This window comes from Pseudomonas sp. PvP100 (assembly GCF_017833055.1).
GTDB lineage: Bacteria > Pseudomonadota > Gammaproteobacteria > Pseudomonadales > Pseudomonadaceae > Aquipseudomonas > Aquipseudomonas syringae.
Window position 1 is genome coordinate 2,722,642 of the sequence record NZ_JAFIBO010000001.1, and the last position, 26,294, is coordinate 2,748,935.

18 protein-coding genes and 1 pseudogene are annotated in these 26,294 nt (G+C 55.4%); 7 read left to right on the forward strand and 12 right to left on the reverse strand.

The features are described 5' to 3' along the window. The first annotated feature begins 48 nt into the window (after positions 1-48). Both JOE39_RS11490 and JOE39_RS11495 read left to right on the forward strand, forming a co-directional pair. Positions 49-1,050: an NADP-dependent oxidoreductase gene (locus tag JOE39_RS11490; protein ID WP_198705969.1), complete on the forward strand. Its 1,002-nt coding sequence runs from the start codon at positions 49-51 to the stop codon at positions 1,048-1,050. A 65-nt stretch (positions 1,051-1,115) separates the two neighbouring features. After that, entirely contained in the window at positions 1,116-1,928 is an 813-nt protein-coding gene (locus tag JOE39_RS11495; protein WP_024663535.1) for an oxidoreductase, read from the forward strand. 80 nt (positions 1,929-2,008) lie between these two features. Here the strand turns inward: JOE39_RS11495 and JOE39_RS11500 are convergent, their stop codons facing one another. After that, positions 2,009-2,758, reverse strand: coding sequence for an SDR family oxidoreductase (locus JOE39_RS11500; protein ID WP_210077360.1), 750 nt, complete (start codon positions 2,756-2,758; stop codon positions 2,009-2,011). Between the two features lie 162 nt (positions 2,759-2,920). On the opposite strand from JOE39_RS11500, the gene JOE39_RS11505 reads away from it, so the two are divergent. After that, the gene (locus tag JOE39_RS11505; protein WP_245227480.1) at positions 2,921-3,838 is read left to right on the forward strand and encodes an AraC family transcriptional regulator; all 918 of its coding nucleotides are present in this window, start codon (positions 2,921-2,923) and stop codon (positions 3,836-3,838) included. A 16-nt stretch (positions 3,839-3,854) separates the two neighbouring features. On the opposite strand, the gene JOE39_RS11510 is transcribed toward JOE39_RS11505, so the two are convergent. Together JOE39_RS11510 and JOE39_RS11515 are read right to left on the reverse strand one after the other, a co-directional pair. Then, positions 3,855-4,829, reverse strand: a complete 975-nt coding sequence (locus JOE39_RS11510) for a saccharopine dehydrogenase NADP-binding domain-containing protein (protein ID WP_210077358.1) — start codon at positions 4,827-4,829, stop codon at positions 3,855-3,857. Positions 4,830-4,931: 102 nt separating this feature from the next. Then, positions 4,932-5,675, reverse strand: a complete 744-nt coding sequence (locus tag JOE39_RS11515; RefSeq protein WP_096135418.1) for an SDR family oxidoreductase — start codon at positions 5,673-5,675, stop codon at positions 4,932-4,934. A 138-nt stretch (positions 5,676-5,813) separates the two neighbouring features. Between JOE39_RS11515 and JOE39_RS11520 the strand changes: the two genes are divergently transcribed. Next, entirely contained in the window at positions 5,814-6,707 is an 894-nt protein-coding gene (locus JOE39_RS11520) for an AraC family transcriptional regulator (RefSeq protein ID WP_057445936.1), read from the forward strand. 37 nt (positions 6,708-6,744) lie between these two features. Here the strand turns inward: JOE39_RS11520 and JOE39_RS11525 are convergent, their stop codons facing one another. Together JOE39_RS11525 and JOE39_RS11530 are read right to left on the reverse strand one after the other, a co-directional pair. After that, positions 6,745-7,308: a TetR/AcrR family transcriptional regulator gene (locus JOE39_RS11525; protein ID WP_004404356.1), complete on the reverse strand. Its 564-nt coding sequence runs from the start codon at positions 7,306-7,308 to the stop codon at positions 6,745-6,747. 198 nt (positions 7,309-7,506) lie between these two features. Continuing rightward, a complete protein-coding gene (locus JOE39_RS11530; RefSeq protein ID WP_004404359.1) occupies positions 7,507-8,208 on the reverse strand; it encodes a glutathione S-transferase N-terminal domain-containing protein in 702 nt (233 codons plus the stop codon). A gap of 339 nt (positions 8,209-8,547) precedes the next feature. Here JOE39_RS11530 and JOE39_RS11535 point away from each other — a divergent pair, with 339 nt between their 5' ends. Next, the gene (locus tag JOE39_RS11535; RefSeq protein ID WP_057445935.1) at positions 8,548-10,959 is read left to right on the forward strand and encodes a DUF3772 domain-containing protein; all 2,412 of its coding nucleotides are present in this window, start codon (positions 8,548-8,550) and stop codon (positions 10,957-10,959) included. A 543-nt stretch (positions 10,960-11,502) separates the two neighbouring features. On the opposite strand, the pseudogene JOE39_RS11540 reads toward JOE39_RS11535, so the two are convergent. Further along, positions 11,503-11,898 (reverse strand): annotated as a pseudogene (locus JOE39_RS11540) (transposase); the annotation flags it as partial. Between the two features lie 217 nt (positions 11,899-12,115). Between JOE39_RS11540 and JOE39_RS11545 the strand changes: the two are divergent. Next, positions 12,116-16,987, forward strand: coding sequence for a hypothetical protein (locus JOE39_RS11545; RefSeq protein WP_210077356.1), 4,872 nt, complete (start codon positions 12,116-12,118; stop codon positions 16,985-16,987). After that, on the forward strand, positions 16,936-18,390 hold the full coding sequence (locus JOE39_RS11550; protein ID WP_057445933.1) for a hypothetical protein: 1,455 nt from the start codon (positions 16,936-16,938) through the stop codon (positions 18,388-18,390). Before JOE39_RS11545 ends, JOE39_RS11550 begins: the two co-directional genes overlap by 52 nt. A gap of 135 nt (positions 18,391-18,525) precedes the next feature. Here JOE39_RS11550 and JOE39_RS11555 read toward each other — a convergent pair whose 3' ends face one another. The 6 genes from JOE39_RS11555 to JOE39_RS11580 form a co-directional block, all read right to left on the reverse strand. After that, positions 18,526-19,539 carry a hypothetical protein gene (locus tag JOE39_RS11555; RefSeq protein WP_004404365.1) on the reverse strand — a complete coding sequence of 338 codons (1,014 nt, stop codon included), beginning with the start codon at positions 19,537-19,539 and terminating at the stop codon, positions 18,526-18,528. A 45-nt stretch (positions 19,540-19,584) separates the two neighbouring features. Further along, complete coding sequence (locus JOE39_RS11560) at positions 19,585-20,583, reverse strand: hypothetical protein (protein ID WP_057445932.1); 999 nt, start codon at positions 20,581-20,583, stop codon at positions 19,585-19,587. After that, the gene (locus JOE39_RS11565; RefSeq protein WP_232924205.1) at positions 20,583-22,148 is read right to left on the reverse strand and encodes a hypothetical protein; all 1,566 of its coding nucleotides are present in this window, start codon (positions 22,146-22,148) and stop codon (positions 20,583-20,585) included. The genes JOE39_RS11560 and JOE39_RS11565 overlap by 1 nt, the downstream gene beginning before the upstream one ends. Positions 22,149-22,573: 425 nt before the next feature. Next, positions 22,574-23,368, reverse strand: coding sequence for an NYN domain-containing protein (locus JOE39_RS11570; RefSeq protein WP_003347561.1), 795 nt, complete (start codon positions 23,366-23,368; stop codon positions 22,574-22,576). A gap of 96 nt (positions 23,369-23,464) precedes the next feature. Then, complete coding sequence (locus JOE39_RS11575; protein ID WP_004404381.1) at positions 23,465-25,336, reverse strand: hypothetical protein; 1,872 nt, start codon at positions 25,334-25,336, stop codon at positions 23,465-23,467. Positions 25,337-25,686: 350 nt separating this feature from the next. Continuing rightward, positions 25,687-26,247 carry a hypothetical protein gene (locus tag JOE39_RS11580; protein ID WP_003347566.1) on the reverse strand — a complete coding sequence of 187 codons (561 nt, stop codon included), beginning with the start codon at positions 26,245-26,247 and terminating at the stop codon, positions 25,687-25,689. Positions 26,248-26,294 lie beyond the last annotated feature (47 nt).

Below are 26,294 nucleotides of genomic sequence, written 5' to 3' on the forward strand. Positions count from 1 at the left end.
CCGCGGCAGATGCACATCCTTGTTCGACGACACTGGAATCAGAGCGTCATGAAAGCACTGACATTTGAGAATTACGGCAAGTCGCCTGAGATTGCGATTACCCACGTACCCATACCCGCCATCAAACCTGACGAACTGTTGGTGGAAGTTCACGCGGCCGGGTTGAACCCGATCGACAACATCATCACTACGGGTGTCTTCAAGTCGGTGGTGAAGTTGCAACTACCGGCCACCATGGGCAGCGATCTGGCGGGCGTGGTCATTCAAGTGGGCAGCGCAGTCACTCGATTCAAGGCAGGCGACGCGGTATTCGCGAGCCTGTTCGAACTGGGTGGGGGCGCCATCGCCGAGTTCGCCGCCGTACCGGAACACGCTGCCGCATTGAAGCCCGCCAACCTGGACTTTGTTCAGGCAGCCTCCATCCCGATGGTCGGGCTTACGTCGTGGCAGGCATTCAAAGATCGCGCCCCTCTTCAAGCCGGCCAGAAGGTGTTCATACCGGCCGGGGCTGGAGGTATCGGCACCTTCGCCATCCAGCTGGCCAAACACCTGGGCGCCACAGTGGCCACGACCACCAGCACAGGAAATATGGCGCTGGTTCGTAGCCTGGGCGCAGATGAAGTGGTGAATTACAAAGAGCAGGCATTCGAACAGGTGCTACACGACGTTGACCTGGTGCTTGGCACCACCCGGGGAGACGACCTTGAAAGAGCTGTCGGCATCCTCAAGCCCGGCGGCAGGATCGTATCCCTGGTCGGCCCGCTGGATACGGCATTCGCCAAGGCTCGGCGGATGAATGCCTTCTTCGCCCTCGTATTCGGGTTGATGAGCCGCAGGATCACGCGCCTGGCCAGAAAGAAAAGTGTGTCGTACTCGTTTCTGTTTGTCCGCGCGGATGGCGCTCAACTTGGCGACATTGCCAGGTTGCTCGAAAGTGGCCAGATAAAACCGGTGATTGACAGCGTCTTTGCGTTTGAACAGGCCCGCGAAGGGCTTGAATACCTGGGTCGGGGCCGCGCCAAAGGCAAGGTCGTTGTGAAGATCAAATAAGCACCTATTCGACGCCTCGCTCAACCACCCTTCAGGCCCGCACCTGTCGAGCATTGGAGTATCAAATGAACACCTCTTCCGAAAGAACCGCCATCGTCACGGGTGCATCATCGGGCATCGGTCGCGCCACCGCCGAGGCCTTGGCGCGCTCGGGGTACACCGTGTTTGGCACCAGCCGCAAAGCCGGTGACAGTGAGGCACAGGTCTCCATGCTGACCTGCGATGTCACGGATGACGATTCTGTCCGCGCGCTCGTTGCCACCGTCCTCGCGCAAACCGGGCGTATCGACCTGCTGGTCAACAATGCCGGCATCGGCATGCTGGGCGGTGCCGAGGAATTCTCGATCCCGCAAGTACAGGCACTGTTCGACGTCAATCTGTTTGGCGTCATGCGCATGACCAACGCAGTACTGCCATCAATGCGCCAACGAGGTCAGGGGCGCATTATCAATATCGGCTCGGTTTTGGGACTGATACCGGCGCCCTACTCGGCTCATTATTCGGCGGTCAAACATGCTCTGGAAGGCTATTCGGAATCGCTCGATCATGAAATTCGTGCCTTCAATGTCCGGGTCTCGGTCATTGAGCCGGCCTACGTACGCACCGTCTTCGATCAAAATGGCATCGAGCCGGACTCGCAGTTGCAGGCGTACGATCAGGCGCGAGCCGGTGTCCGTGCATTGCTCGCCGATGTCATGCCGACAGCCGACCTGCCCGAGGTTGTCGCAGCGGTGGTGCTGAAAGCGGCGAGCGATGTTCGTCCCCGGCATCGATACACCGCTGGCAAGACCGCCCGACAAATCAGCCTGCTACGGCGCTTCGCGCCTGCCGGGGCGTTCGATAAGAGCTTGCGCAAGCAGTTTCGCTTGCCGGAGTGAATGGCGTGGGTCGGGTTGGCATGGGACGTTTCCGGCGCGCCCTCTCCGGCCCCTACGCATCATTGCCTCAACCGGTCCAGTCAGTAACCGACGCCCCTGACCCCGCCCGAAGCGCGGATGGATTCGCCGGTGATCCAGTGCGAGTCCTGCGACGCCAGAAACACAGCCAAGGGGGCGATATCTTCGGGCTCTCCGAAACGGCCCAGGGGAGTTCCAGCCAGAATCTTCTCACCTAACTCACCGGCAAAATGACCATGGGTGGCCGGGGTGCTGGTGTGCCCTGGCAGGATCGAGTTGACCCTGATGCCCCGCGCGCCCAGCTCTCTGGCCAGCGCGAAGGTCAGGGTATCGACCGCGCCATTGGTAGCCGCGTACACGCTCGACGCCAGGTAAGGGTCAGTGCTGAGAATCGAGCTGATATTGATGATACTGCCGGTCGGCCCCAGCAATTTGACGGCCTCGCGCACTGCAAGCAGGTAGCCCAGCACGTTCAGGTTGAATTGCGTGTGGAAGGCCTCTTCAGTCAGGTCGTCGATCATCTGGAACACAGCGACACCCGCATTTTTGACCAGAATGTCCAGAGCGCCGTACATCGTGCCGACCGTTTCGAACAGGCGTATCACGTCTGCTGACTGGCTCATGTCTGCCTGTACCGCAAACGCAGAGCCGCCGTGCTCTGCGATCCAGGCCACGACGGCGTCCGCATCCGCCTTGCCGGTGGCGTAATTGACGATGACCGTTGCGCCCTCTGCGCCCAATGCTTTGGCAATCCCGGCACCTATGCCTTTGGACGCCCCGGTGACAACCGCTATCTTTCCTTCGAGTTTCATAAACCGGCCTTCTTGAAGTGGTGTGGTATGAGGCCTCGTTGCAGTCGGATCATGAATGACCGCCAGACAACGAGCCGCGTGTCATCAGTATTCGGCTATCGAGGGGGATGACGTTTGCCGGTTAGTCGCAGATCCTTGCCTGTTCCTCTCAAGCCGCTTGCCATGCCTAGAGATATGGCCCACGGTGACCTGCATGGAGAAATCATTGCGGAACTGCGCTGCATCGTGATGCGCGCACAGGACAAGTGGACTGAAACCGGCTTGCCTCGCGTGTCCATGGTCCGGGCCGAGGCCTGTGCAGATCAGGTCTATCAGCCGATGCTGCACTTGGTGCTTCAAGGCACCAAGACCCTGTCGATCGGCGAGGATGTGTCCAGGTACACGACGGGGCACTACTTTCTGGTGCCTGTCGATGTGCCTGCGACGGGACAGATTCACGTCGACACGCCGGACAAACCTTATCTTGCGGTGAGCCTGACTCTTGATCCGGAGGTAATCGCCACGCTGCTGATGGCCGAAGGCAAAGCACCTGAAGCGCCCCAGAACGCCTGCTTCGAGGGCATCATCGCGCCAGATGAAATGATCGATGCGTGGTTGCGCATGCTGCGACTCATGGACCGCCCGCACGATGTCGCAGTCCTCGCACCCATGATCGAACGGGAAATTCTGTTCCGGGTCTTGCAGGGACCACTGGGCGGCATTCTTCGTGACGTTGCACGCCCGGATGGCCGGCTGACTCAGATCCGCCGCGTCACCCAGTGGATTCGTGAGCACTACACCGAGCCCTTTCGCGTCGAACCGCTCGCGCAGATGGCCGACATGAGTGTTGCTGCCTTTTACAGGCACTTCAAATCCGTCACGGCGATGAGCCCGATTCAATATCAGAAGCGCCTGCGCCTGCTGAAGGCGCGCTGGTTGCTGCTCTTCGACACGCTGGACGCGACCTCCATCGCTTATACCGTAGGGTACGAAAGCGCTTCGCAATTCAACCGGGAGTACGCGCGGCTGTTCGGCCTGCCGCCGGCGCGGGACGCTGCAAGATTCAGGACGCCCGCGGATGAATTGACGGCCGTATCGTGAGCCGTCGTCCCTGTTGTTACATGTCAGTCACGAGCGTACCGGCAATGCTCTCGGCGAACCCGCCACCGAAGACCTTGGCCGGTGTGACAAAACCCGGCTGCCGTTCGCCATCGAGCACGCGACGCGCAGCCTCCACGGCCGCCAGCGGCGTATAGGTATAGCCGTTAACAGTCTCAATGATGGAACGTGCGATGGCGCCCGTCGCATCGGTCACCTCAACCACTGCGCGCGCCCGATGAGCCTCCCTTTGCTCGGGCGTCGGGCCATCAGGGAGTTGTGACAGATCGCCCTGCGGGAACGCATCCCCGGCGATATGCACAAACATTGCAATGTTGGGGATGCCGGTCGAATGCCAGGCGGTGACCAGGTCTCCGAATGACAACGGTACGCAAAGGACCGGGCCCTGACCAAAATCAAAATGACGCGGTTCGGCATCCGGCGTTGCAACAAGTTCGCCATCGATTCTGGCGAGCACGCCTGCACCGATGATTTCGCTGACACTCATGGCAGACCCGCGGGACATCGACCCTGGCACCTGCAGCGCTATGTTCAGCGCCGTTGGCCCCTGCACGCGCCCGGCAACCTGCACGGCCAGCGAATCGGTAGGCACAACATCCCAACCGACACCCGGCAACAGCATGACCTGATTTGCCGCCGCTTCAGCGCCCAGCCCTTCGGCCAGCCGGTAGACATTAATCTCGGCAGTGATGTCGAGGTAGTCGACACCGGCCTTGATACAGGCGCGCATCAACGGCTCGGCGGTCTGCACAAAGGGCCCTGCAAAATTGAGCAACACCGAGATGCCGGATAAAAAACCCTCAGCCTGGTCAGCCTCGAAAATCCGGTATTTCACGTCCAGCTGCGCAGCGAGGGAGGCGAGGCGCTGCTGATTGCGTCCGGCGATTTCTACATTCAGGCCGAGCGCCCTGGCCCGTTCTGCGGCCATACGCCCGGTGTAGCCCGTAGCGCCATAAATCAGAAGTGTGCTCATTGGACGTGCTGCCTTTTTTTGGAGACGAAGTCGGGGCTGCAGCCATCGGCGTACAGAACGGTTGTCGCGCGTAGAACGCTATGATCGAGCATGGGGTGGCCCTCAGATGTTGTAGCCGCCTGCGACTTCGATAGTCTGCGCATTGATCCAGCCGCCCTCTTCGGACAGCAGCATGGCGATGACGCGTGCCACATCCTGCGGCTCGCCAACCCGGCCCAGGGCCGTCTGCGCCGCCAGCATCGCCTCGAACTCATCATTAAGCCCACCGCCCAGTTCGGTACGAATGGCGCCGGGCGACACAGCGTTGGCCCGGATGCGTCGACCGGCAAACTCGGCCGCCATATAGCGGGTCAAGACTTCAAGCCCGCCCTTGAACGCCGCATAGGGAGCGACCCCCGCAGTGGCGACGCGAGTGGTGGCACTGGTCAGATTGACGATGCTGGCGTTTTCCGCCATCAGCGGCAGCAATGTCTGGGTGAGGAAAAAAGGGCCTTTGAGATGCACGTTGAGCAGGCCATCGAACTGCGCTTCGCTGACCGTCTCCAACGGATTGAAAAGCCCGTAACCTGCGTTGTTGACCAGACCGCTCAGTGTTGCCACGCCCCAGACGTCTTGCAGGACGGAGCGCACCGACGCTCGAAACGCCTCGAAGCTGCCGACGTCAGCGACATCCAGCCTGAGCGCAACTGCCTTGCCACCGGCCTGCGCGATACGCTCGACCACCGTTGCGGCGGCCTCCGGGTTGGCGTTGTAGGTAAGGATGACCCCCATCCCGCGTCGAGCCACGTGTTCGGCTGCACTTGCGCCGATGCCACGGCTGCCGCCAGTGATTACGATGACGCCCATGTGATGTTCCTCTGCGGTTTGAATGTGTCTCCACAGTACCCAGCGCCATCACCGGGAGCGTACCCGTTACTGCTCGAAACCTGCCTGTTTCTGCTTCTCGCTTGCGCGGCGCCATGCCCAGCCCTCAGCATGCGGGGCATGGACAATCAACTCAATGAACTCCGGCTGCTCGCGGCCAGGGCTGAAAATCGCCGTACCGAAACAGGCATACCTCGTGTGGCCATGGTTCAAGGCAAAATCCCCGAGCATATGCTGGCAGCGGTCTACGACCCGATGATCAACGTGATCCTGCAAGGCAGCAAGCACATGACCGTCGGAGACAGCACACTCGAATACGACCCGGCGACCTACTTCGTCATGTCCATCGACCTGCCTGCCGTGGGCTCGGTACACCCCGCCAGGTCCGGAGAGCCCTACCTGGCGGTGAGCCTGACGCTGGATCCTGCGGTGTTATCCACACTGTTCGCCGACTTGCCCAAACCTGCCAGCCGCCTCGAGAACAAGCCCGGGTTCTCAGTGGCGCCAGTGACCACCGAACTGATGGATGCATGGGTGCGAATGCTGCGACTGATGGGCGATCCGAATGCCATCGCCGCGCTGGCACCGGTTTACGAACGGGAGATCATCTTCCGGGTACTTCAAGGGCCTCATGGCTGGATGCTCCGCGAGATCGCCGCGCCGGATACTGCGATGGCCAGAGTCAACATGTCGATCCAGTGGATCCGCCGCGACTTCGCTGAGCCGTTAGGCGTGGAGCGTCTAGCGGAACGCGCGTCGATGAGCGTCTCGGCGTTTCATCGCCACTTCAAGGCCGTGACCAACCTGAGCCCTCTGCAGTACCAGAAGCGGGTACGCCTGCTGCACGCCAGAACACTGATGGTAGCCAACGCCAAAAGTGTCATGGCGGCGGCGTTCGAAGTGGGCTATGAAAGCGCCACGCAATTCAGCCGGGATTATTCGAGGGTGTTCGGACTTCCGCCAGCCCAGGATGCCGGAAGGATCCTCGAGGCTACGAGGGGCAGCAGCAGTTAATCAGTCTCTCGCCTGATGGACGCAGAGCGGCGGGCATTTAGGCCGGAAGCGGCCCACAGGCACGATAGGTGTCGATCAACGTGTCAAACAGGGAAATGTCCGACCTGCTTCTGGCAACCAGTTGAGCGCCCGCCACAGCGGAAAAAATGGCCTGCGCCCGCACCTCGCTGTCCGAGGGCGTGCAAATGTTCGCGGCCACCAGAAGCTTGCTCAGCCAGGCAATGTTGACCTGGGCAAACAGCTGCATTTCCTCAGTCATCTCCGGCGGCAGGTTGTCGGTTTCAGCGCCGACGAAAGTGCCCAGACAAAGGCGGTTTTCAACCTCCAGCGAACGCCGGAAAATTTCCGGGAAACGCTGTAACGCTTCGCCGGGATCGGGGGTTTCTTCGCAGATCGTCTCGAGTGCAGCGGCACCGTCCTGCCAGTATCGCCTGGCAACCGCGACACCCAGATCAGCCTTGCTGGGGAAGTGGTAGTAAATACTGGCCGGCTTAATTCCGACCTGGGCGGCCAGATCGCGAAAGTTCAGGCCGTTGTAGCCCTGCGACTGGGCAATGTTTCTCGCAGCAAGCAGGATCGCCTCACGGGCGTTGATGGTCATCGTAATGCCTTGTACTTCGGACGCGTTTTTGGAGACCGACACATGCTAATTCAAAAACCTGCCTTTTGTTAGGTAGAAAGACGGTGTAGCGCATGGCTGCTGAACGGCCATCGTCGGTTTCTCCCAAGCTGCAACGGCTATCGCCGGGAACATCCTGCTTGACGTTCCCGGCGATAAGGTGGGCGTGCAACAGCTCAATCATTCGGCAGGCGAGTCCAGCTCAGGAATACCGCTGCTGCGATCAGCATAGGCCGCCTGGAAAGCCGGACGCTTCTGCCAGCGCTGCCAGTACAGGTCCAGGAACTCGAAACGCTCATCCAGTGGCGTGGCGTTGACCGGGAACTTGGAGAAGGCAATGGCGGTTGCAAGCGTGATGTCCGCGAACGTTGGCGCATCGCCGCCCAGCAGCCACTCGCGACCATCGGACAGATGACGATTGACCAATGCCGCATGGCTCAGCGCCTCTTTGCGGCAGTGCTCGCCCCATGCTTCGTTCTTGGTCAGTTCAAGCTTGAAACCGAGGCCGGTGTGCAGCACGTGAAAGGCCGTAACGATCCGATAGAGGATATGCACCCAGATGCGGTTATCCCACATGTTGTCGAGGCCCTGCTCCAGAGCGCCCTCGCCCATGATCTTGCGGCCCGGATAAGCCTGATCCAGATAGCGAGCGATAGCGGCTGTCTCGGAAATGAAGCTGCCGTCTGCCAGTTCCAGGGTCGGTGTTTCACCCCACGGGTTCATGTTCAGGTGACGCCAGCCACGCTGCTCTCCGCCCGGCGTCATGTCATAAATGGTTTCTTCGAACTGATCAGCAATGCCTTTTTCGTGGATGAACAAACGCAGGCGTTGAGGATTCGGAAAAGCCGAAGGAGAGGTGAAAAGTCGCAATTTAGAGGTCATGGTCGGGCCTGTGAGGTAGGGTAGAAAACCTACCTAACTATCGTTAGGTAGCCATACCGTAGCGGTACTTTTGCACCGAGTCAACGCCTACCTAACATTTGTTAGGTAAAAAGTATTTGGCTCGGCTGATCAGCAAGCCTAGCAACCGGACAGGATTGGGCTGAAAATGCAGCCTTCAGGCGTGGGTTCGCCCGCATTGACAGCGCTCAAACGTGAGCGCCTTGATATCCTGTGCGCCGATCTCGGGCGGCCAGTGAATGCTGCTCAAAAACGTACAAGACCCAGGCTCGAACCACAGGCCTTGCCAGGCCGCATCGCGCATAGAAAGAAGGAAAAAGAATGCAGCACGCTTCGCTGAACCGTTTTCGTACCGGGTTGCTCGCCTTGCTCTTGCTGTGCGTGACCTTGCCGGCCCTGGCCCAGAATGCCCCCGCGCCCCAGGCCGATAGTGCCAGCAGCGCAGCGCCTGCCGTGGTTGTCCCAAGCCTGGATGATCTGAACCAACAGCTCGATCAGATCCGTCAGAAAGTGACGGGCAGCGCCAACGATGACCTGCTTTCAAGCCTGCGTCAGGCGGCTTTGCAGGTTCAGAAACAAGCCGACAATCTGGTTGCGCAGCAAGCTGTCGACATTGAACACCTGAATGATCAGCTCAACATTCTCGGGCCGGTGCAACCGGACGAAGCGCAAAGCCTGACCAGTCAGCGCAAGACGTTGACCGCGCAGAAAAACGCGCTGGTCAATGATGAACGTCAGACCAATGAGCTAAGCCAGTCAGCCCGGGATCTGGCCACGCAGATATTCAACCTGCGCCGCAGCCTCTTCGATTCACAGATCAGCACGCGCACGGCGAGCCCGCTCAGTTCGGCATTCTGGTCCACGCTGATTCGCCCGACCGATGACGACCTGGGACGCCTGAACAGGCTTCTGGTGGACGTGCGCCAGGTGCTCAATAACGCGATGGCACCGGACAACCGTGTGCAATTCATCAGCGTGGTGCTGGGCGCATTGTTCATCTGGGTGGTTGTCCGGCGCCTGCTGGAGCGCCTGCTGATCTGGGCGATGATTCGCTGGCTGCCCGAAGGCCGCCTGCGCCGCAGTGCTCTGGCCCTGGCTGTCGGGCTGTCGACCATTCTTACCATCACCATTGCCACTTCCTTGCTGCGCTGGGGAATCGTCCACAACGCGGTGCTCAGCAATGACGTAGTCAATCTGCTCGATCAGGTGCAGACGCTGATTACCTTCTGCGCCTTCATCGTCGGTCTGGGCCGTGCGCTGTTGATGCTGGCACACGCCTCGTGGCGCCTGCCGCAAATTCCTGACCAGATCGCCACCGCACTGGGCCGCTTCCCCCCTGCCCTGGCGCTGGCACTGATGGTCATCGGCACGCAGGAGCGAATCAACAGTGTGATTGCCAGCAGCCTGGCCCTGACGGTTGCGGTCAATGGCCTGACGGCACTGGCGGTTTCGCTGGTGTTCTTCTACGCCCTGTTGCGCTACCGCCGTACCCGCCGCCGCTTTGAGCTGGAGCGCCCGGCAGGCTTCGCCGGGCTGATTCCGTTTATCGTCGCGGTGTGGGTCGGCCTGAGTTTGCTGGCGTTGTTGAGCGGCTACCTGACGCTGGCTTACTTTCTGGCAGTGAAACTGCTCTGGGTCAGCGTAGTAGCGTCCACGGCATACCTGCTGATCGCCTGCTTCGGTGACATCTGCGAAACCCTCCTGTCGCCCAAACAACCTGGCGGCCTGGCGCTGGGCTCAGCGCTGGGCTTGTCTACTCGCCATCAGGCGCAGGCAAGTACCGTGCTGGCCGGCATAGGCCGCACCTTACTGCTGCTCACCGCTGTCCTGCTGGCGTTCCTGCCCTCAGGATCGAGCCCGGGCGACCTGCTCGCCAGCTTTACTCAGCTGGATGTCACGTCCAAATCCATGGGTAACCTGAACATCGTCCCCAGCGACATTCTGGTGGCATTGGTCTGCCTGGTCGTCGGCCTGCTGAGTGTGCGTGTACTCAAGGAATGGTTTGGAGAACGCCTGCTGCCCGAAACCAACATGGACGCGGGCATGCAGGCTTCGCTGGTGACTCTGATCGGATACATCGGCTTTGTGCTGGTGGTGGCCGTGGTGATGTCCACACTCAATATCAGCCTCACCAATCTGACCTGGGTGGTCAGTGCGCTGTCGGTGGGGATAGGTTTCGGTCTGCAAGCCATTGTGCAGAACTTCATCTCCGGCCTGATTCTGCTGACCGAGCGTCCGGTCAAAGTCGGCGACTGGGTGAGCCTGGCGGGGGTCGAAGGCGATATTCGCCGGATCAACGTCCGCGCGACCGAAATCCAGATGGGCGACCGCTCGACAGTGATCGTGCCGAACTCGCAGTTCATCACGCAGAACGTGCGTAACGTCACCATGGGCAATGCGCTGGGCGTGGTCGGAATCACCCTTACCCTGCCCCTGGAAACAGACGTCCTGCAAATACGCGAACTGCTGTTGCAGGCCTTCACCGAACACGAAGCGATACTCGATGCGCCAGCGCCTTCAGTCACGTTCAAGGACCTTACCAATACGGGGTTGATCATCAGCGCCAGCGGCTACGTGAACAGCCCACGCTCGGTGGGTGGCGCACGGAGTGATCTGTTGTTTACGGTCTTGGGACGTCTGAGGGAATTGGGTGTAGCGCTGTCTGCGCCGCAGAGCATGGTGCTGATTAATGAGGGGGCTGGGAAGGAGGCGGCGGCGGAGGAGAGTCAGTGATGCTTGTTTATATGGTGACCAATTTGAGCAGATCACCAGCTGCGTTGGGTCTATTCTGTTGAAAACAGTCGGCCATGGTTTCCACGTTATAAAAGTACGGGTCTGAGCTTGAAATCTTTGCTTTGGGCAGAGGGTTCCGGATTCAGATTTCGCGTAGATGCGCGCAAAAAAAAGCATTTTCAGCACTCATTACATGCGCAGCCTAAGGATCGACTTTTTCAACAGAATCGGTCGATAGCAGCCCGTCAGGAAAGGTAGCAACCGGTCATAGCGTCAAAAGGAGACTGACGCTCCCTAAGCGCGGCGTCGATGATGACAGGCATTCGCGGCCCCTTGCTCACCTGAAATGACCCTTCACGGTCGCCGCCTCTTAGCCTCCGGTATCCCGACCCGTATGCAGTCCACTGCCCTACTCCATGTTTATGTGGATCTGAAAGGCCAGTCCATTAAGTTTGGGACCGGCTACGCCGAAGTGACCCACGGTGACCACTGATCCTGGCCAAGGCGCAATTTTTTATAAATGCCGAATGAGACAGCGTATGGCTTGGGCGCATACGCCGTGATCTCCGCGTTGTGACAAGCCAGGATTTCCTCACCTTTGAAATAGCCTCGGTCAGCCACCACCGAAAGCGAATCCGATGCCATGGCCTCGCGCGCCTGCTTGGCCATTGAGCTGAGCTGATCACGGTCGGAACCGACATTGGTCACCTCATGAGCAACGATCAAATGGTGCTGAGCATCAACTGCTGTTTGCACGTTGTAGCCAACGACTCCTGTACCACGCGTCATCATTGAACGCGCGTCTGGATCGGTCAGACCTGTTTATCCGGTGAGTCGTTGAGCCGTTTCAATCGCTTGAAGCTCCTTCATTTGCACTTTTAGCTTGGCGATTTTCTCTTCCAGCCGCACCGTATTGACTTCAGAAGATTTGGGCTCTTGCGGAGGCGTTTTCACACACTCTGGGCCAGAAGTGGACGCTAAAGAATGGTTGAGGTGCGCAGTCATGCTTATCGCGGACAGAAGTGATTAGTAGCGAAGGCTTGATACATGCCAACGTCTCCAGTCAGGAATTGTGAGTATGTGCCCGGACAGGTTGCTAATAGGGTCGAAGCCAGCTATCAATGTTCAATCCATAGATTTAGAACGGAAATGCCCTTTGACCCAGACACCGCAATCCCCCTCCTTCAGTGACCGGATAGGTGGTGGTGGCGCTGCGACCAGCGCCGGCATTCGTTTCGAACAACAGTTGGGAGCGCTCTTCTCGTCTTGGATTCTGTCGGGCGAAAGACTGAATGACACCTTCCGCCTAGGAGCGGCATCCGCTGAGTGGATACGCTTCGAAACCGAAGCGCCGGTCGATGATATCTTGATAAAAACCAGCGACGGGGGGTATGTGGCTGTCCAAGCTAAGACAAGTGCGAGTCTTAGTGAAGACCTGGGCTCTCCGTTCGGCAAGACAGTCTCTCAGTTCGTTCGCCATTGGTTTGCTGCTCAGCAAGGCGACGCTTCAATGGGCTGGAATAGACCTCTTGATCCTGTTCGCGACCGATTGGTGCTGGCCGTGGGGCCTCAAGCGTCCAATCAGATCAAACTCGATTTACCGACCGCGCTGCGCCTCGTCGCACAGCCCGGAGCAGGCGCGTTGACGAAAGCTCAACAGCACGCCTATCAGGTGTTCTCAAGCTTGGTCGAACAAAGTTGGACGAGCATTACCAGAAGTGAATATGACAGACATCTTACGCAACAGTTAGCAGAGTTGATCGCTGTGTTCACCTTCGATGGCGATGCAGGTCATGCATTGGCGAGCGGGTCTATTTTTAAAGCTTTGGGTCAAAATGTAGATGTCGTAGCCGTGTTCACTGCTTTGACCGATATCAGCGGCCAGTTAATGAAGCAGCGTGGTGGAGGAGACTTGCGTGCTTGGCGAACGCTCCTTGCTGCCCGAGGGATTGCGCTCAGCGCCCCCCCCGAGTATCGCAGTGATATCGAAGCTCTTCAGAGACATTCTAAGGCGATCGCCAGTGCCCTCACCAGCTATGAAAGAATCGATATGGGCAATGGCAATCCGCTTTCTGTCCGCCGTGAATGCCAAGTCGAGGTTGAGGCCGCAGTTCTCAACGGACCACTGCTCATTATTGGTGAGCCGGGAGCTGGTAAGAGCGGAGTCCTCAACGCGCTTGCGAAGAAACTGTTCGATGACGGGGTGGATGTTCTCCAGCTTGCAGTGGATCGTTATTCAATTGAAAGCCTTGAAGGGCTGACTCGCGAACTCGGACTGGCGCATCCACTTCTTGATGTTATCGAGGCCTGGGAGGGGACCGGCCCGGCCTGTCTGATTATTGATGCATTGGACGCTACAAGGGGCGGCCGTGGTGAGAGCGTGTTTAGAGCGCTTATTGAGCGGGTGATTGAGCGGAAGGGGCGCTGGAATATTGTGGCGTCAATTCGAACTTTTGACCTGCGTATGGGCCAGCAACTCCGTTCTCTGTTCAATGGAACACCGCCACATGCGCCGCTTGCGGACTCGGCCTTCCCAAATGTTGCACACATTGAAGTACCGCCCTGGTCAGAATCAGAGTTTCAGCAACTTCTCCAGCAGTCCCCAACACTGGCCACGTGCCTCGATAAGTCCCCAGCACGTTTGCGTGAATTGGCAATGGTGCCATTCAACACCCGATTGCTAGGTGAGCTGATCTCAGCGAACGCCGTCAAAAATCTAGATACGATCTCGTCCCAAGCTGATCTGTTGGGCCTTTACTGGGACCACCGTGTAGAAGGTCACGGCTCGCCAGCAAAAATTTGCCTTAACCGCATGGTTAAACGGATGGTTGAGGCCCGTGCGCTTCGTGCTCCGCTCACAGAAGTCGCAGCTGAAAATCCAGCGATGATCGATACTCTCTGTCAACAAGGAGTGATCGTTATTGTTGATAACAAAAGATGGATGCAATTTCGTCATCATCTCTTATTCGACTATGCGGCGGCGAAGCTTTTTTTGGACCCGGATGCGATAAGCAGGGGCATTCATCGTTTTCAAAAGTCGGATGCGCTGGGCTTGATGTTGTCGCCGGCTCTAGGATTTGTTCTGCGCGAGATCTGGGAGTCACAGGAGAATCGTAAGCCTTTCTGGGCGTCATTGAATGCGCTTATCAATGACGAGCAAGGCGACCCGATCATCCGCAGCACAGCTGGCCGATTAGGTGCCGAATTTCCAAGTAAGAAAGAAGATTGCTTGCAGCTCGGAAAACTGGCCATATCGGGGGACAAGCCGGCGCAGGATACGCTGTCGCATGTCACCGGCGCCTTGGCTGTTCAGCTAGAGGACCAGAAAGACGTACCTTTGGAGCCGTGGGTACACCTTGCGGATTGCTTGGCTAGCTCGCCAGGCAGTGTCGCGAACACATTTCGCTTTCTTCTTCACAATCTTATCGGAAGAACGGCGGATGAGTCCAAACCGATGATTGGCCGAGCTGCACGCTCGTTACTTAGGTTCGCGTTAACTCAGCCTGAACCCGGCTTCATGGTCAGGACGGCCATCGATTTCGTCATTACTACATACAGCAGCGATGTCGTCGCTTCAAAGGAGTTGCTGGCACAGCTTTTTACTCGTGACCGGCTAGATCGGTTTGGCCATGAAGAAGTGCCAGCGGTTTGCTATAAAATCCAAGCTGTAGGCGAGGTAGATCCTGAATTTGTTAGCACCGTTGTTTATCCAGTTGTGTTTGATTATCAAGTCACAGGCGATCAGCAGACCACAATAAGCCACAGTCAAATCCTCAATCTGACTTCCAATGCTCGCCAAGACTACGGGATGGCGCGCTGGTCGCTGGGTGAGTATTTACCAAAGTTCTTGCAACTGCATCCGAAAGCTGCTGCCAGGGCAGTCATTAAAGCGGTCGAGGGATACGTCGCACGCGAACACCCAATCGCCGACAACGCCGTAATAGTACAGCTAGAATTCCCAGATGGAACAGTCCATTTGCGAGAGGACCGAAGCTACATCTGGGCGCACGATCCTAATAGTCCGCATGAGCGTGACGCAGGCCGGTTAGTGGGCAAGTTGCGCGAGTACCTCATAACCGCATCCGAAGCCGAAGCTGTGGCGGTAATCGAAGTCCTGCGTACAGAAGCCTCTTTGGCGATCTTTTGGTCTCGAATGTTCCTGTGTGCCGTTGAGCGCTCTGATAGTTTGGTAGACCTGCTATGGCAGATCGCGTCGGCAGAGCCTTTCTTGGTCCTCCCAGACACTCGTAAAGATGCGATTGATCTTGTCGCTAAGGGGTTCGCTGTACAGCCCATACTAGATCGTCAAAAATTAGAAGAACGAGTTCTTCAATTTGATTTTTCGAAGTTCAAATATGCCGAAGCTCGTCAAAACTTCCTAGAGCGTTTCTTTGGCGCCATCGGCCGAGAAAACTTGGTGACCGAGGCAGCTCGACGAATCCTGGATGCCTCTCTACAGGATGTGGCCGAGACGAACGAAAGACTATTCTCTGTTCAGACCGGTTGGAGAGATACGGAGGATTTTTTTTGGTTCAGAGATTTAGACAAAAACCTACCTGAAAATTCCTTGGCTATTGAGGCGATAAAAAGCGCCGAAAAACTACTTGAGCCGCAAGCAAAATCCCCTCCTGCCACGGATGCCTCCTTAGACGAGTTGCTGGCAGCTCTGAATTCCATACAAGCCCGATTGGCTGTCAATAAAGTGCACGTCGGTCTGAGGCGTTACGCTGAGGGGGTTATTGGTCAAGGTTGCGAGGCGATAGTATCTCGGAAACTATTGGCATCGACGTCTTCGCCCCCGACTGCTTTGCAAGATTCGTCGTTTACAACATTTTTGGAAACTGCTGCAAAATCCGAAAACCCAGAAATGGATGAGGACGTTGAGGTTCAATTCGAAAAGTCTGCTGCGTGGGGGAGCCCCGCAGCGCGAGTTGAAGCTGCCCAGTCTTACTGGGATCTCTTCCTTCAAAGACCGGACCTTTACCCCAAGTTGGCTACACAGGCGGAACAGTTGCTGGCCGATCCTCATCCCGCCGTCCGTTTGAGCGGAGCGATTCGCTTGATCAGAATCTGGGATATTGATCGTGAGCGCTTCTGGCATCTCTTGGAAGAGCGACTCAGGAATGAAACCAACCTAACCGTCATCGAGCACGTTCTAGGCGATGTGGTCTCGCGCCTAATATATTCCGATCAAGGACGTACCCTAGCGCTGTTGCAGATGCTGTCACAGCGTGAGGTGCCTGGGTCAGAGCGAGAAAGCCGCCTGCAAGAAGCTGTCGCAGATAAACTTACGATCCTTTGGATCACCTACGAGTCGGCAGAGGCCAAGCGGGTTATCGACCATTGGCTAGGCGAGCCTTGGAGGCACTCTGCATCCGCGAACAAGATTATGGCCACATTGCGCGACGCGATTGTTGCCGGGCTTGGGGATAAACCGGACAAATACCTTGGTCTTCGCAATCGTTCGCGAGCGCTCATCTCGGATATTGTGAATGCGGCGAATACTCGGCTCGCTAGATATTTCACGGCGGCAGATTTGGATGGGCCAGAAAGCGAGGAGGTCCGAGAATGCGCTCGTCTGATCGACACAGCGGGGATGCAAATGCTTTTTGCAACTGGAGCCGACAGCGATCGGTCACAGGATGATCCTTCAAATCCCCACCAAGATCTCGATGTTTTTCTACAGGAAAATGCCGATCTCATAAGACGGATTGGAGAGTATGCGCAACCGCACACCACTTATTACCTGCTTCAACTTGTCGAACGGTTGATCAAAGTTGATGCTGGTACTGCCTTTGACTTAGCAGTAAGCATTCTGCAATCAAGTACTCGATCGGGGTATCAAAACGATACTTTGGGTGTGGACTTGCTGGTCAAGCTCGTCGGTGTTTTTCTTGCTGACCACAAGGAAGTATTCGAGAACCCCGCTAGGCGTAACGCGCTCATCGATTGCTTAGAAATCTTCATGAACGCGGGATGGCCGGCCGCCAGACGTTTACTCTACCGTTTGCCGGAATTTATCCAGTGAATCGTCTGGCGGAAAAGAATCGGTTCAAGGCAAGACTCAATGACCTGCTTCGCGAATTAGAGCGAGAGCTTGAGAGGCCAAACCTGGATCCCTACGCAGAGCGAGATCCGGACCGTCGACCCCACGAGCATGACACGCGTCTACTTTTTGTGAATGAATTGCTCAGCCTTCTTGACTGGAAACTCGGTGTCCGGGGAAATGTTCTCCAGGAAGCTCGGCTACAAGCCAATACCACGAAATTTATGGATTATGTTGGAGTTGTTGAAGCGACCCAAAAACCCCTTTTGTTGGTAGAGGCCAAAGCTTGGGATAAACCGCAGGTTTCGCCTCGTGGGGACGGTACCTACGCCAGTGAGGCTGCACTCGTCGCGGCTGCGATTAAACATATTCGAGACGGAAAGCCCGCGGGCACTTCGCCGATAATCTCGGAGTGGGACTCCTATCTGCGCCAAGTCCACGGGTACCTCGAAACTCTTAAGACCAGATACAAACATACGTTGCCCAGAGCCATCATCATCAGTGGCGAGTGGATTGCGGTGTTCCGAGCACCAGATGAAACGTTCTTGGGCATCGTATTGCCGGACGATATCGTGATTTTTTATCGCCCGGAATTTAGAGAGCGCGCAGAGGAGCTATTCGAGCTTCTCCATCGTTCTGTGCTCACAGAGGAACCGCCCGTTCCTTTGCGTCCGGCGCAATTGACACAGTATCTGGAGTTAAATGACGTATCTGGGACGTTTATGGGGGTGCATGTCCACTATGAGCGAAGCGGCAGCACTCTGTTCACTCCCAGACCACGCATCCTGATATATCCAGCAATATTTGTCGTCCGCACGGATGGTGCCGTTTACACAGTAATCCGCAGCACAGGGCATTGTGAGCTGGATTATCAAACAGATCCGAATGGCGCCGACACGCTAGCGCTGCATCTGGATGAAGTTCGCCAGCACACGGAAGCTCTGATCGAGTTATGCGGGATGGAACTGGGTGGCGCGCTTTTAGCTGCCGAAATCTCACAGTTTCCCGGTTTTCCGAGTAATGAATTTCCGCAGAAAGCAGTAACGGCTATCGGGACGGTAGGGGACGACTGGCTCATTGCCACGGGAGATGTAGTGCACTTCCTATTACTGGAGCCTCGTGTTGGGGATTGTCGGTACCACAGCTGGCAACAGTGCGGCGACGATGCGACGTTGCAATCCGCGATCAGCATTCGCTCGGTTAATCCACCATCGTTCTTCGTCGATAACCAGCGTCATCACTGTGCGCATCAGGTGGTGCAGGATCGTCGTGAGAACCGTTGTCTGATCAAGGGTATCGATAGCCGAACCTGCTGCCAAGCTTGCGTCTTTTATGAGAGTTGCTGGACAGAAGAGGAGAAGGCTGCTCTGCCCTGTGGCCGGTAACAAAATCTCAGCGATAAAATGGATGTCCGCTTTGGTTCGTTTCCTGCCCCTACACAGCTATCGGCCATAAGCGGACACATGCTCGCAGCACTCCAAGCCTTCCGCAGTCTAGCATCACTATATTCCTGACGAGATCTAGTGCTGCTCTTGGCTAATCTCAGTTTCGGGTTCAGGGGGGTGAAAATAGTAGATCCCTTTAGCTTGAAGCTCGCTGCCGACATAACTTGGAATAGCTAAACCCTTCAAAATAAAATCAGGAGCTTCACCTTCTACAGTGTGGCTATGCAGCTCATTATTATGATGCCGGATCGTTTTCGAAAACTCTATGAAAGTCTCATCAGGCTTAAGTGATTTTGGATTTTCACACAAAATACAGAATGCTTCACTTAATCGCCAATGCCCGCTCAACTTATCCTTTAATTTCGGGTCTTTATGGCGATGATACAGATTGGTCAATAGGACGAGATCTACTCTGTTGTAGGCAGAAGTATCTGAGTAAGATTCGAGTGTAAACAACCCTTGGGCTCCATACAAATAAGAGTACCACTTCTGCATGTCCATAGCGTCATCACACCCCACCACGAGGATATTCAGCTCATTTTTAGTAGTGATGGAAGCAAATTTTTCATGTGCAGAGATAAGAAAGCTTTTAAGATTATTATCCATGTGCCTTTGGCGGGACAGAGTATGACCGCCGCGTGAGAACATGTCCTCTAGGTCTGCCACGATACTATCATAATCACCCAGACGACCTAACGAGCCAATTTTGAAACCTTCACTATCATCAACCTCGTGTTTTTTAGAAAAATCGGCGCACTTCACCTCTATATTGTATTTAAAATCCTCAACTCGGACTGAACAATCTACATCCTTGGGCGGATTCACCTTTTCCTCATACACAAATCCATTAGGGAAAAATCTAGCAAAGTGCGCACACACAGTCACCTCTACCGCCGCCTGTATGTATGCCTGTTCACTAACATTATCGGACTTCAAACCAAGCTTGCTGAAGCATAGACTTTCTCTCTCTGCAACACTTAGATAGGGGGCCAGATCATTGATAGCTTCCACCAGTCCGCGCGCATAATCTTTCGTAGATACGAATTTATTGCTCAGATCGAACTGCAAAACCGTTTCTTTAGAGTTCATACACACGTCTTTAGCATAGGCCGAAGGATAGACAGTACTACAACTCTAAAGCACCCCCAAGAGCCGTAAGCCAGTGACACCTGCACTAATCACCGCAACAGTACTGGCGGCATATACTCCCCGCACCGCTTTAGCCTGCCCTGCCTGCAAAACATTGATGGCTGCTGAGGTTCTCTCTGTTTGAGCCTCCAGCGCTTGGCTAAGCGAGTGGATTTCCAGCACGCGTTGTTGATCAAGGCGCTGACCGTCCTCCAAAGCTTGGAGGATCTGTTTGATGGCCATGTCCTGGCTTTGGTCCACCGTCGATTTTTCTTCCAAGAGTTTGTCGATGGAGGCCAGTCGGTCTGCTTTGCTAGCGAGTAGCTTGTCTATGGACGACAAGCGTTCAGATTTTGTCTCAAGCAGCTTGTCGATAGACGCTAGGCGTTCGGTTTTCGACTCCAAAACAGAGTGGATTTGGCCGATATCCTTACTCTGCTTGGCTACCACTGCGGTCTTATGGGTCAGGACACTTTTGATGTTATCGATGTCTTGGCGACTCTGCTGTACGACTTCGGCCTTAGCGATAAAGTCATTTTTTAGGTTGTCGATGTCCTGCTTGTTTAGATCAATCCGGGTCTGGGTGGATTTGGAGCCTTCAGCGATCTTGCAGAAAATATCGTGTGCCTTGCCTGCGAATTGCTGTCCGGTTTCGGAAAGCTCTTGGAAGCGACCTTCGCTGTCGGTCCAGCCGCTCTTGGCGCGCTGTTCCAACTCACCGATCACCGCCGCTAGAAACGAATAGCTCATAGTGTTGAGCGTAATGATTTCTTGAATCAAGCCAAGCATCAGCTCGTTAATCTTATTCTGCGACTTGGAAATGTCGATCAGGTCGGTCTTTGAGCTAGCGAACATACTTTTTATCATGCCGCGCTGTTCGATAGCTCCGGTTTTATCAGTCGATTCGGAGATGCTTCGTTCGATGTCCTTGATCACATTAAGCAGGTCGGAAGCGATACCCGCCGGTGTCATTTCCTTCTTAACGACAAGTTCGTGAGTACTCATTAAAACAGCTCCAGTAGATCGTCCAAGCTATCAACCGCTTTGCGGTAATCAGCGGCTTTAGTGGTGGTCACGGCCTTCATCGCTTGGACTTCGAACCAGTCCTCGGCGAAGGTAACACGTAACATTTCGGTGGTAACGATGACATGCCGATAGGCACTGTCGAGCATGAACATTGACTGTTTGATTTTTAGAAGCCCGACTGCTTGTCCGCGGTGGACATCGGCGAGTTGTTTGTTCTGAAAGGCAAAGGAGTCCCGCAGACGGTCGAAGGCCATAACGGTGAAGAGTGTCAGCGCGCCAGTGACAACTCCGGTAATAACCGGGGCAATGGTCGCGGCAAAGGGCAGTAGCACCGGTATAGCTTCAAGTGCTTTCTGAATTACTTCTTCCAGGGCGATACCCACACAAAGCGCAATCGAAGACGCGAGGATCTTGGCAACCTCGACAGCGATATCTTTAGACTCTGTGCCCGGCGACGGCGCCATAATCAACTTAACTGCGCGGACGATTGAAAGTACGGCTTCGCGAATCATCCGTACCAGATTTTTCGCGGTAGTGATGAAAGAGTTGATGATCAACGTCACAAATGTCGACAGAAAACCGCTGATCCCGGCACTCGCCCCCTCTTTCAGGTAGTCCGCCCACTTCAGCTTTATCCGCTCGTAGGTCGCCTGGATGCGCTCCTTGACGAGTTGCATTAGTGGCTTGGCCTCGGCGAGCCCTTTGCTCACAAGATAGCGAACATCTTGGACTAGCCCGTCGATCAGGTCCTTCAGCAGCAGACCAAGGATCTGCCTGACCACCAACTTGCCCGACGCCTTGGCACCCTCGACTAAAAACTCGCCGGATTGCTTACTAAAAAGCGCGCGGTTCTGGGTGCTGCCCACTGCCTTGGTTGCTTTCTTGTACTTGTCGAGGAGGGTCTGCTCATCCACTTCAAAGTATTCGGCGTTGGTTTTGCTCGGATCTTTACTACTAGGTAAAGCAGCCCACTCCAACAAATCCTTCTCCCCCTTGGAGCAGTTCATGTTGAATGCAGTCAACACTACGTTGTCATCAAGGGTGGCGGTTATAACTCGCTCTTCGCGGGTTTGCCCAAGCTGTCCTTTTGCCGAGCGCTCGATGCTGCTAGCGCTGACGACATGATCACGAGCGTCCATGCGAGGCCCCTCAGGAATTTCGCTCGCAACTTTGTAGCCATCATAGAACTTGCCATCCGCACTGCGCATGTCGTCATGCGCAGCATTCAGCGCAGCGTCATAGTCCTTGCGTTCGAAGCTCTTTTCGTTTGCTTGTTTCCAGGAAGCATGGCGAGCATCATCGGCATCGTTCGCGGCAATGCCTTTCTCAAAATTCTGCAACGTTGTGATCGCACCGCCATCGCGGTCATCGAACATCGCTCTGGTCAGTCCAAATGGCCCCATGAGCTGGTCAATCATCATGTTCTGGAACTCGTCGATGAAACGAGTTTGCTGATGCTGCTGGGGGGCGTCGTTGATCTCTTCGATCAAGGACTGAATCTGATCATCGATTACAACTACCAGATCGCCGGAAATCGGTTGCATAGCATTGCCTCAAGTGCCGTGGCCAGGCGAATTGAATCGCAAGGCGGTGCGGAATGAGGCCTGAGGCTCTCCTTCCATGGATGCGGGTTTCAGCAGTACCTGGATTTAACGGCAGCACTTGCAAGATCTTTAGCTCGCATTAAATTTGAAACGATGCCCAAAAATGCGTCGGCCGGGCGGGCTGTAGGCCTCACGTGGCGGTGAGAATCCCTCTCTAACTCCTCTCCATCCTATCCGTACTGCCAATTCATCCACCCAACCCGAAAGCCAGGACATGGTGTGCACTTAAATTAAAATGGACACCATCGCCCTCATGGCAGGGATCGGGTAGGTGAGTTCGCCGGACGCTTACTCTGCATCTAGATAATTTTGCTTCCATTAGGATTTGCGGGCTAGGCGTACCATCCGTGACCTATGAATGCGAGTTATCCACCGGCGATAGCAACCCGCCGTTTATGCCGAATCTGGGGATGATTGTTCACCCGCTTCATTTCAAAAAGATCAATTGCTGCCAGCAAATCGACGAGTCGTGGATAGCCGTAATTTCGAGCATCGAAGGATGCCTGGTTGCCTATCCGACTCCCCACTACACTCAATTGCGCCCATCCGTCTTCATTCTCAGCGTACGCCACGGCATTACGGAGCAGATTCAAGAGCTTCGTGTCTCCTTTCAACTCGTTCGCAGTCTTCCTGACAAGGGCGCCGGACTGAACCGCGCTATCTGAAATCGCTTTTTTCCCCGCTAGCACAGTTGCTGATACTTGCTGATCGTCGCTCATCAGGTATTGGTCAAAATACAAAAATCTGGAGCATGCGTTTACAAAGGGCTCCGGCGCCTTCCTCTCACCGAAGCCAACAACCTGTTTGCCCTCGGCTCGAAGTCTCATGACCAGAGGCGTGAAATCGCAATCAGAGGAGACGAGACAGAAAACATCCACGGGCTTGTTGAATAGTACGTCCATTGCATCCACGGCCATGGCCATATCCGTAGCATTCTTACCCTTGACCAAATCAAACTGTTGCACTGGCTGAATCGCGTGCTCATGAAGGACCTTGCCCCACGGGTCCAGGGAGGGACTTTTCCAGTTTCCGTAGGCACGTCGGATAGAGACGGCGCCATAAGATGCAAGCTCCGCCAGGACGCTACCAAGCTTTTTACTTGGGGCGTTATCTGCGTCGATGAACATCGCGACGTTCAAGTTCTGTAGTTGATTGCTCATGAAAAAATCCCTTTAATTCCAGAATGAAGGCCGCCGTCGATATAAGGCAGACGATCCGTATTACTGGCCAGTCCCGTATTTACAAAACAAAGATGATTATGCATCGGCATTGGCCACGTAGCACAACCGAAAGCCCACTTTGGCACCTTTGTAGCTCATGCTGCTGTGAACAGGGCATAACGCTCGTTCAACTCCTCCCCCCCTAATACTTTGGTGGGTTGCCGTGCAGCCTGCGGGGGCTTGCTGATGGCGGTGATCCGCAAGCCACTCAGCAAATCCCGCCGTCGAAAGAAACGGCAGGCCTTCACTATTGATTACCCAGTTCAGACTGGCGCCGAATCGCATGACACCGTCCACACGCTCTACATCGCTAGAGTTCGTACCCAGTTCTCCATCGCTACCAACTACGCCCCACCCCATCTGCTCATAGATAGGGTCATTCGGACGCTCACCCGATTTCACCTTAAAACTGCGGACAGTGTTGATGGCTCGAAAGTTGATCGATGGCGGTGGAGTGATTTGGCGCCACTCCTCAATAGTCAAAAGACGGACTGGCAACCCACTGTGTGTCTCAAAGTCACGGCAATACGCAACAGCATCGAGCCATGTAAGGGCTATGGGAAGCTCGTCCGGGTCACACGAGTTTAGAGCCTCCAGATCATCAAAATGGTCAAAGTGAGCCAGATGGGCCTTTTCTGCACGCAAGCTCCTCCAACCGGTTCGCGAGCTAAACGCCTGGAATTCGGCAATCGTTATCAGCGGCGACACCATCAAACAGCGCTCATTGATACGATGCGCGAAAAAATCGCCGTGAACGCGACCAGAGGGCTGGCGAGGCATTTGAAAACCCTGTGCAGCTACTAGTTCACGCTCAATCAATGCCTGGTACCCAGGCCAATTGGCCGCAGTACCACCGTTAGCGTAATGCCTAGACTCAGCGTCGTGCTCTAACCGCTCGCGCCAGATTGCTGTCGAGTAATACAGATGCCCTAACAGCTTGCCTTGGTCCATTGCTGTCGGGACTTCACTCTGCACGAAGAAAGGATGGAGAGAGTTCGTCGAAAGTGCCTCATCGCGCTGATCACGGATCACCCAGTCGAAGGTGCCATCCTGCCCTTTCAGGAAAATAACATTTACGTTGCCAGGTACAGGTATCACCTCGACCCAACCAGCGCTGCTGCTCTCGATCTCCGCACGGAACAGTTGAAACAGACAAAGGTCCCATTCCCGGTCGCTCTCAGTCGTGTTGTAAACCCGCATCACTGGCTCGCCAGTCGATGGCTGCATGAGATTGCTACCCAGCAGGTTGAACATACCGTCGACGTGCTCCCTGACGGAGTTGAGCATGAGCATCCGCCCAGTCAAATCGAGATAACTCAGTGCGCTTTTTTCGCTCATATGTACGGCGCGAAGCACCACCTGTTCACTGTACTGCTCACAGAAGTTGTACCGCTGCTTGTCGTTCACGAAATATTTTCCAGCAAGCGTATCGATGTCGATTCGACCGTAACTGGATGCGGCAAACAATGGTGATCCCACGCCGGTAAACATCCGCTGAGGAATGTCCATACCCGAGTTGAACAACCTGTCGGCCACCTGCTGAGCAGCAAGAGGTGTGAAGGCTGGTGTCGCCCATTTGATGAGATCGACAGGACGCGACATTCCGTGCTCGTTTAGCAGGGCAATGATTTTTGGCTGTTCAATCGTAAGCCAATGGTCATAGCTCTTCGCACCGAGTGCCTTCGCGAGGGAGTCCAGCAGAGCAGTTGGTTTGAGGGAACGTTTTTTCGACGGTTTGTCCGCGCGCGGGAGGTGCTGCTGACGCAATCTGTTAACAGCATCACGCAGATGGTCCTGATGCAGTCCACCTATACGGATCGACCATTTGCGATTGACATCAGACGGAGCGTCACCTGGGCGATCAGTCAAAACGTAGGTGTCACGGGTAGCGCGAAGAAATTCTAGCATCGATTTTATCTCTCCAAAAACCACGGCACACAGCACCGCATCGCCCCAGGCGTCAGGGAATGGTCAAAAAGGATTTGGAGAGAGAAGGTCATGAAAACCTTTAGAGCCGATCAATCAAGGAGGCGACTTCTTGACCGTGGTTGCTCAGGTACCACTCACCATCGCGGTGATGGTAAGTAGTGTACGGCGCACTGTAGAGTTTTTTCAATAGCATTCCACACACTACAAGGCGGCATGAGAATCGACCCGGAAAAATTCAGGGATCAGATCCTCAACGCACGAGAGTTATACAAAGATCTGGTTCAAAAATAACGGGAGCAAGCAGGCACCCTGCTTGGAGCTTTAGCCTTTTAGAAAGCCTCAAGCCTCGCCTCAATGCCAGCCTTTTTGGCCATTGCGATCATGATGTCGAGGCCGTCGGTATCCATGATGAATCCCACGTACTCGTCGCCACCAGTAATCAGGTGCACGTAGCGTTTTCCGAACCTGGTCAGCCACTCATCAAACTCGGCCAGCACTTGCACAACGGTTAGCCACTCGCATTGCCGGTACAGTTCCCGAATGCCACAGGCATTGGTCAAACAAGGGGCCAGATATTCGAAGCCATCGAACCCATTCCAATTTATGGCGAGCAGGACAAGCTGCTCGAGTGCTTGCCCCTTGTCCGGATCCAGCAAGCCCCCTGTCAGCGCGCTGGATGGCTCTTCTCCATGTCCATAGAAATGTATGACTCGTCGGACGAGACGCGCTTGCTCTTTTTCAGGTAAGCGTGCCAGCAGGTTTTGAGTGAAAGCCTTGAGTTCACCACGAAAGGGATGAAGCTCTCGCATGATCGCGGCGTCACTTAACGGTGGCTCATCTGGAGAAAGTTGAGTGAAGCGGCCACCGAGTAGTCGATCCAGACATCCCATACATCTCCTTTCCATGGACTGAATGGAACGCCATGTGCCGTTCCCCT

What these genes read in the sequence shown, in the direction of transcription:
- JOE39_RS11520 (WP_057445936.1), top strand. Translation starts at nt 5,814, where the DNA reads ATGGACAATCAACTCAATGAACTCCGGCTGCTCGCGGCCAGGGCTGAA.
- JOE39_RS11575 (WP_004404381.1), bottom strand. Translation starts at nt 25,336, where the DNA reads ATGCTAGAATTTCTTCGCGCTACCCGTGACACCTACGTTTTGACTGAT.
- JOE39_RS11570 (WP_003347561.1), bottom strand. Translation starts at nt 23,368, where the DNA reads ATGAGCAATCAACTACAGAACTTGAACGTCGCGATGTTCATCGACGCA.
- JOE39_RS11490 (WP_198705969.1), top strand. Translation starts at nt 49, where the DNA reads ATGAAAGCACTGACATTTGAGAATTACGGCAAGTCGCCTGAGATTGCG.
- JOE39_RS11505 (WP_245227480.1), top strand. Translation starts at nt 2,921, where the DNA reads ATGCCTAGAGATATGGCCCACGGTGACCTGCATGGAGAAATCATTGCG.
- JOE39_RS11510 (WP_210077358.1), bottom strand. Translation starts at nt 4,829, where the DNA reads ATGAGCACACTTCTGATTTATGGCGCTACGGGCTACACCGGGCGTATG.
- JOE39_RS11560 (WP_057445932.1), bottom strand. Translation starts at nt 20,583, where the DNA reads ATGAGTACTCACGAACTTGTCGTTAAGAAGGAAATGACACCGGCGGGT.
- JOE39_RS11530 (WP_004404359.1), bottom strand. Translation starts at nt 8,208, where the DNA reads ATGACCTCTAAATTGCGACTTTTCACCTCTCCTTCGGCTTTTCCGAAT.
- JOE39_RS11535 (WP_057445935.1), top strand. Translation starts at nt 8,548, where the DNA reads ATGCAGCACGCTTCGCTGAACCGTTTTCGTACCGGGTTGCTCGCCTTG.
- JOE39_RS11495 (WP_024663535.1), top strand. Translation starts at nt 1,116, where the DNA reads ATGAACACCTCTTCCGAAAGAACCGCCATCGTCACGGGTGCATCATCG.
- JOE39_RS11525 (WP_004404356.1), bottom strand. Translation starts at nt 7,308, where the DNA reads ATGACCATCAACGCCCGTGAGGCGATCCTGCTTGCTGCGAGAAACATT.
- JOE39_RS11555 (WP_004404365.1), bottom strand. Translation starts at nt 19,539, where the DNA reads ATGAACTCTAAAGAAACGGTTTTGCAGTTCGATCTGAGCAATAAATTC.
- JOE39_RS11515 (WP_096135418.1), bottom strand. Translation starts at nt 5,675, where the DNA reads ATGGGCGTCATCGTAATCACTGGCGGCAGCCGTGGCATCGGCGCAAGT.
- JOE39_RS11500 (WP_210077360.1), bottom strand. Translation starts at nt 2,758, where the DNA reads ATGAAACTCGAAGGAAAGATAGCGGTTGTCACCGGGGCGTCCAAAGGC.
- JOE39_RS11550 (WP_057445933.1), top strand. Translation starts at nt 16,936, where the DNA reads ATGGCCGGCCGCCAGACGTTTACTCTACCGTTTGCCGGAATTTATCCA.
- JOE39_RS11565 (WP_232924205.1), bottom strand. Translation starts at nt 22,148, where the DNA reads ATGCAACCGATTTCCGGCGATCTGGTAGTTGTAATCGATGATCAGATT.
- JOE39_RS11580 (WP_003347566.1), bottom strand. Translation starts at nt 26,247, where the DNA reads ATGGGATGTCTGGATCGACTACTCGGTGGCCGCTTCACTCAACTTTCT.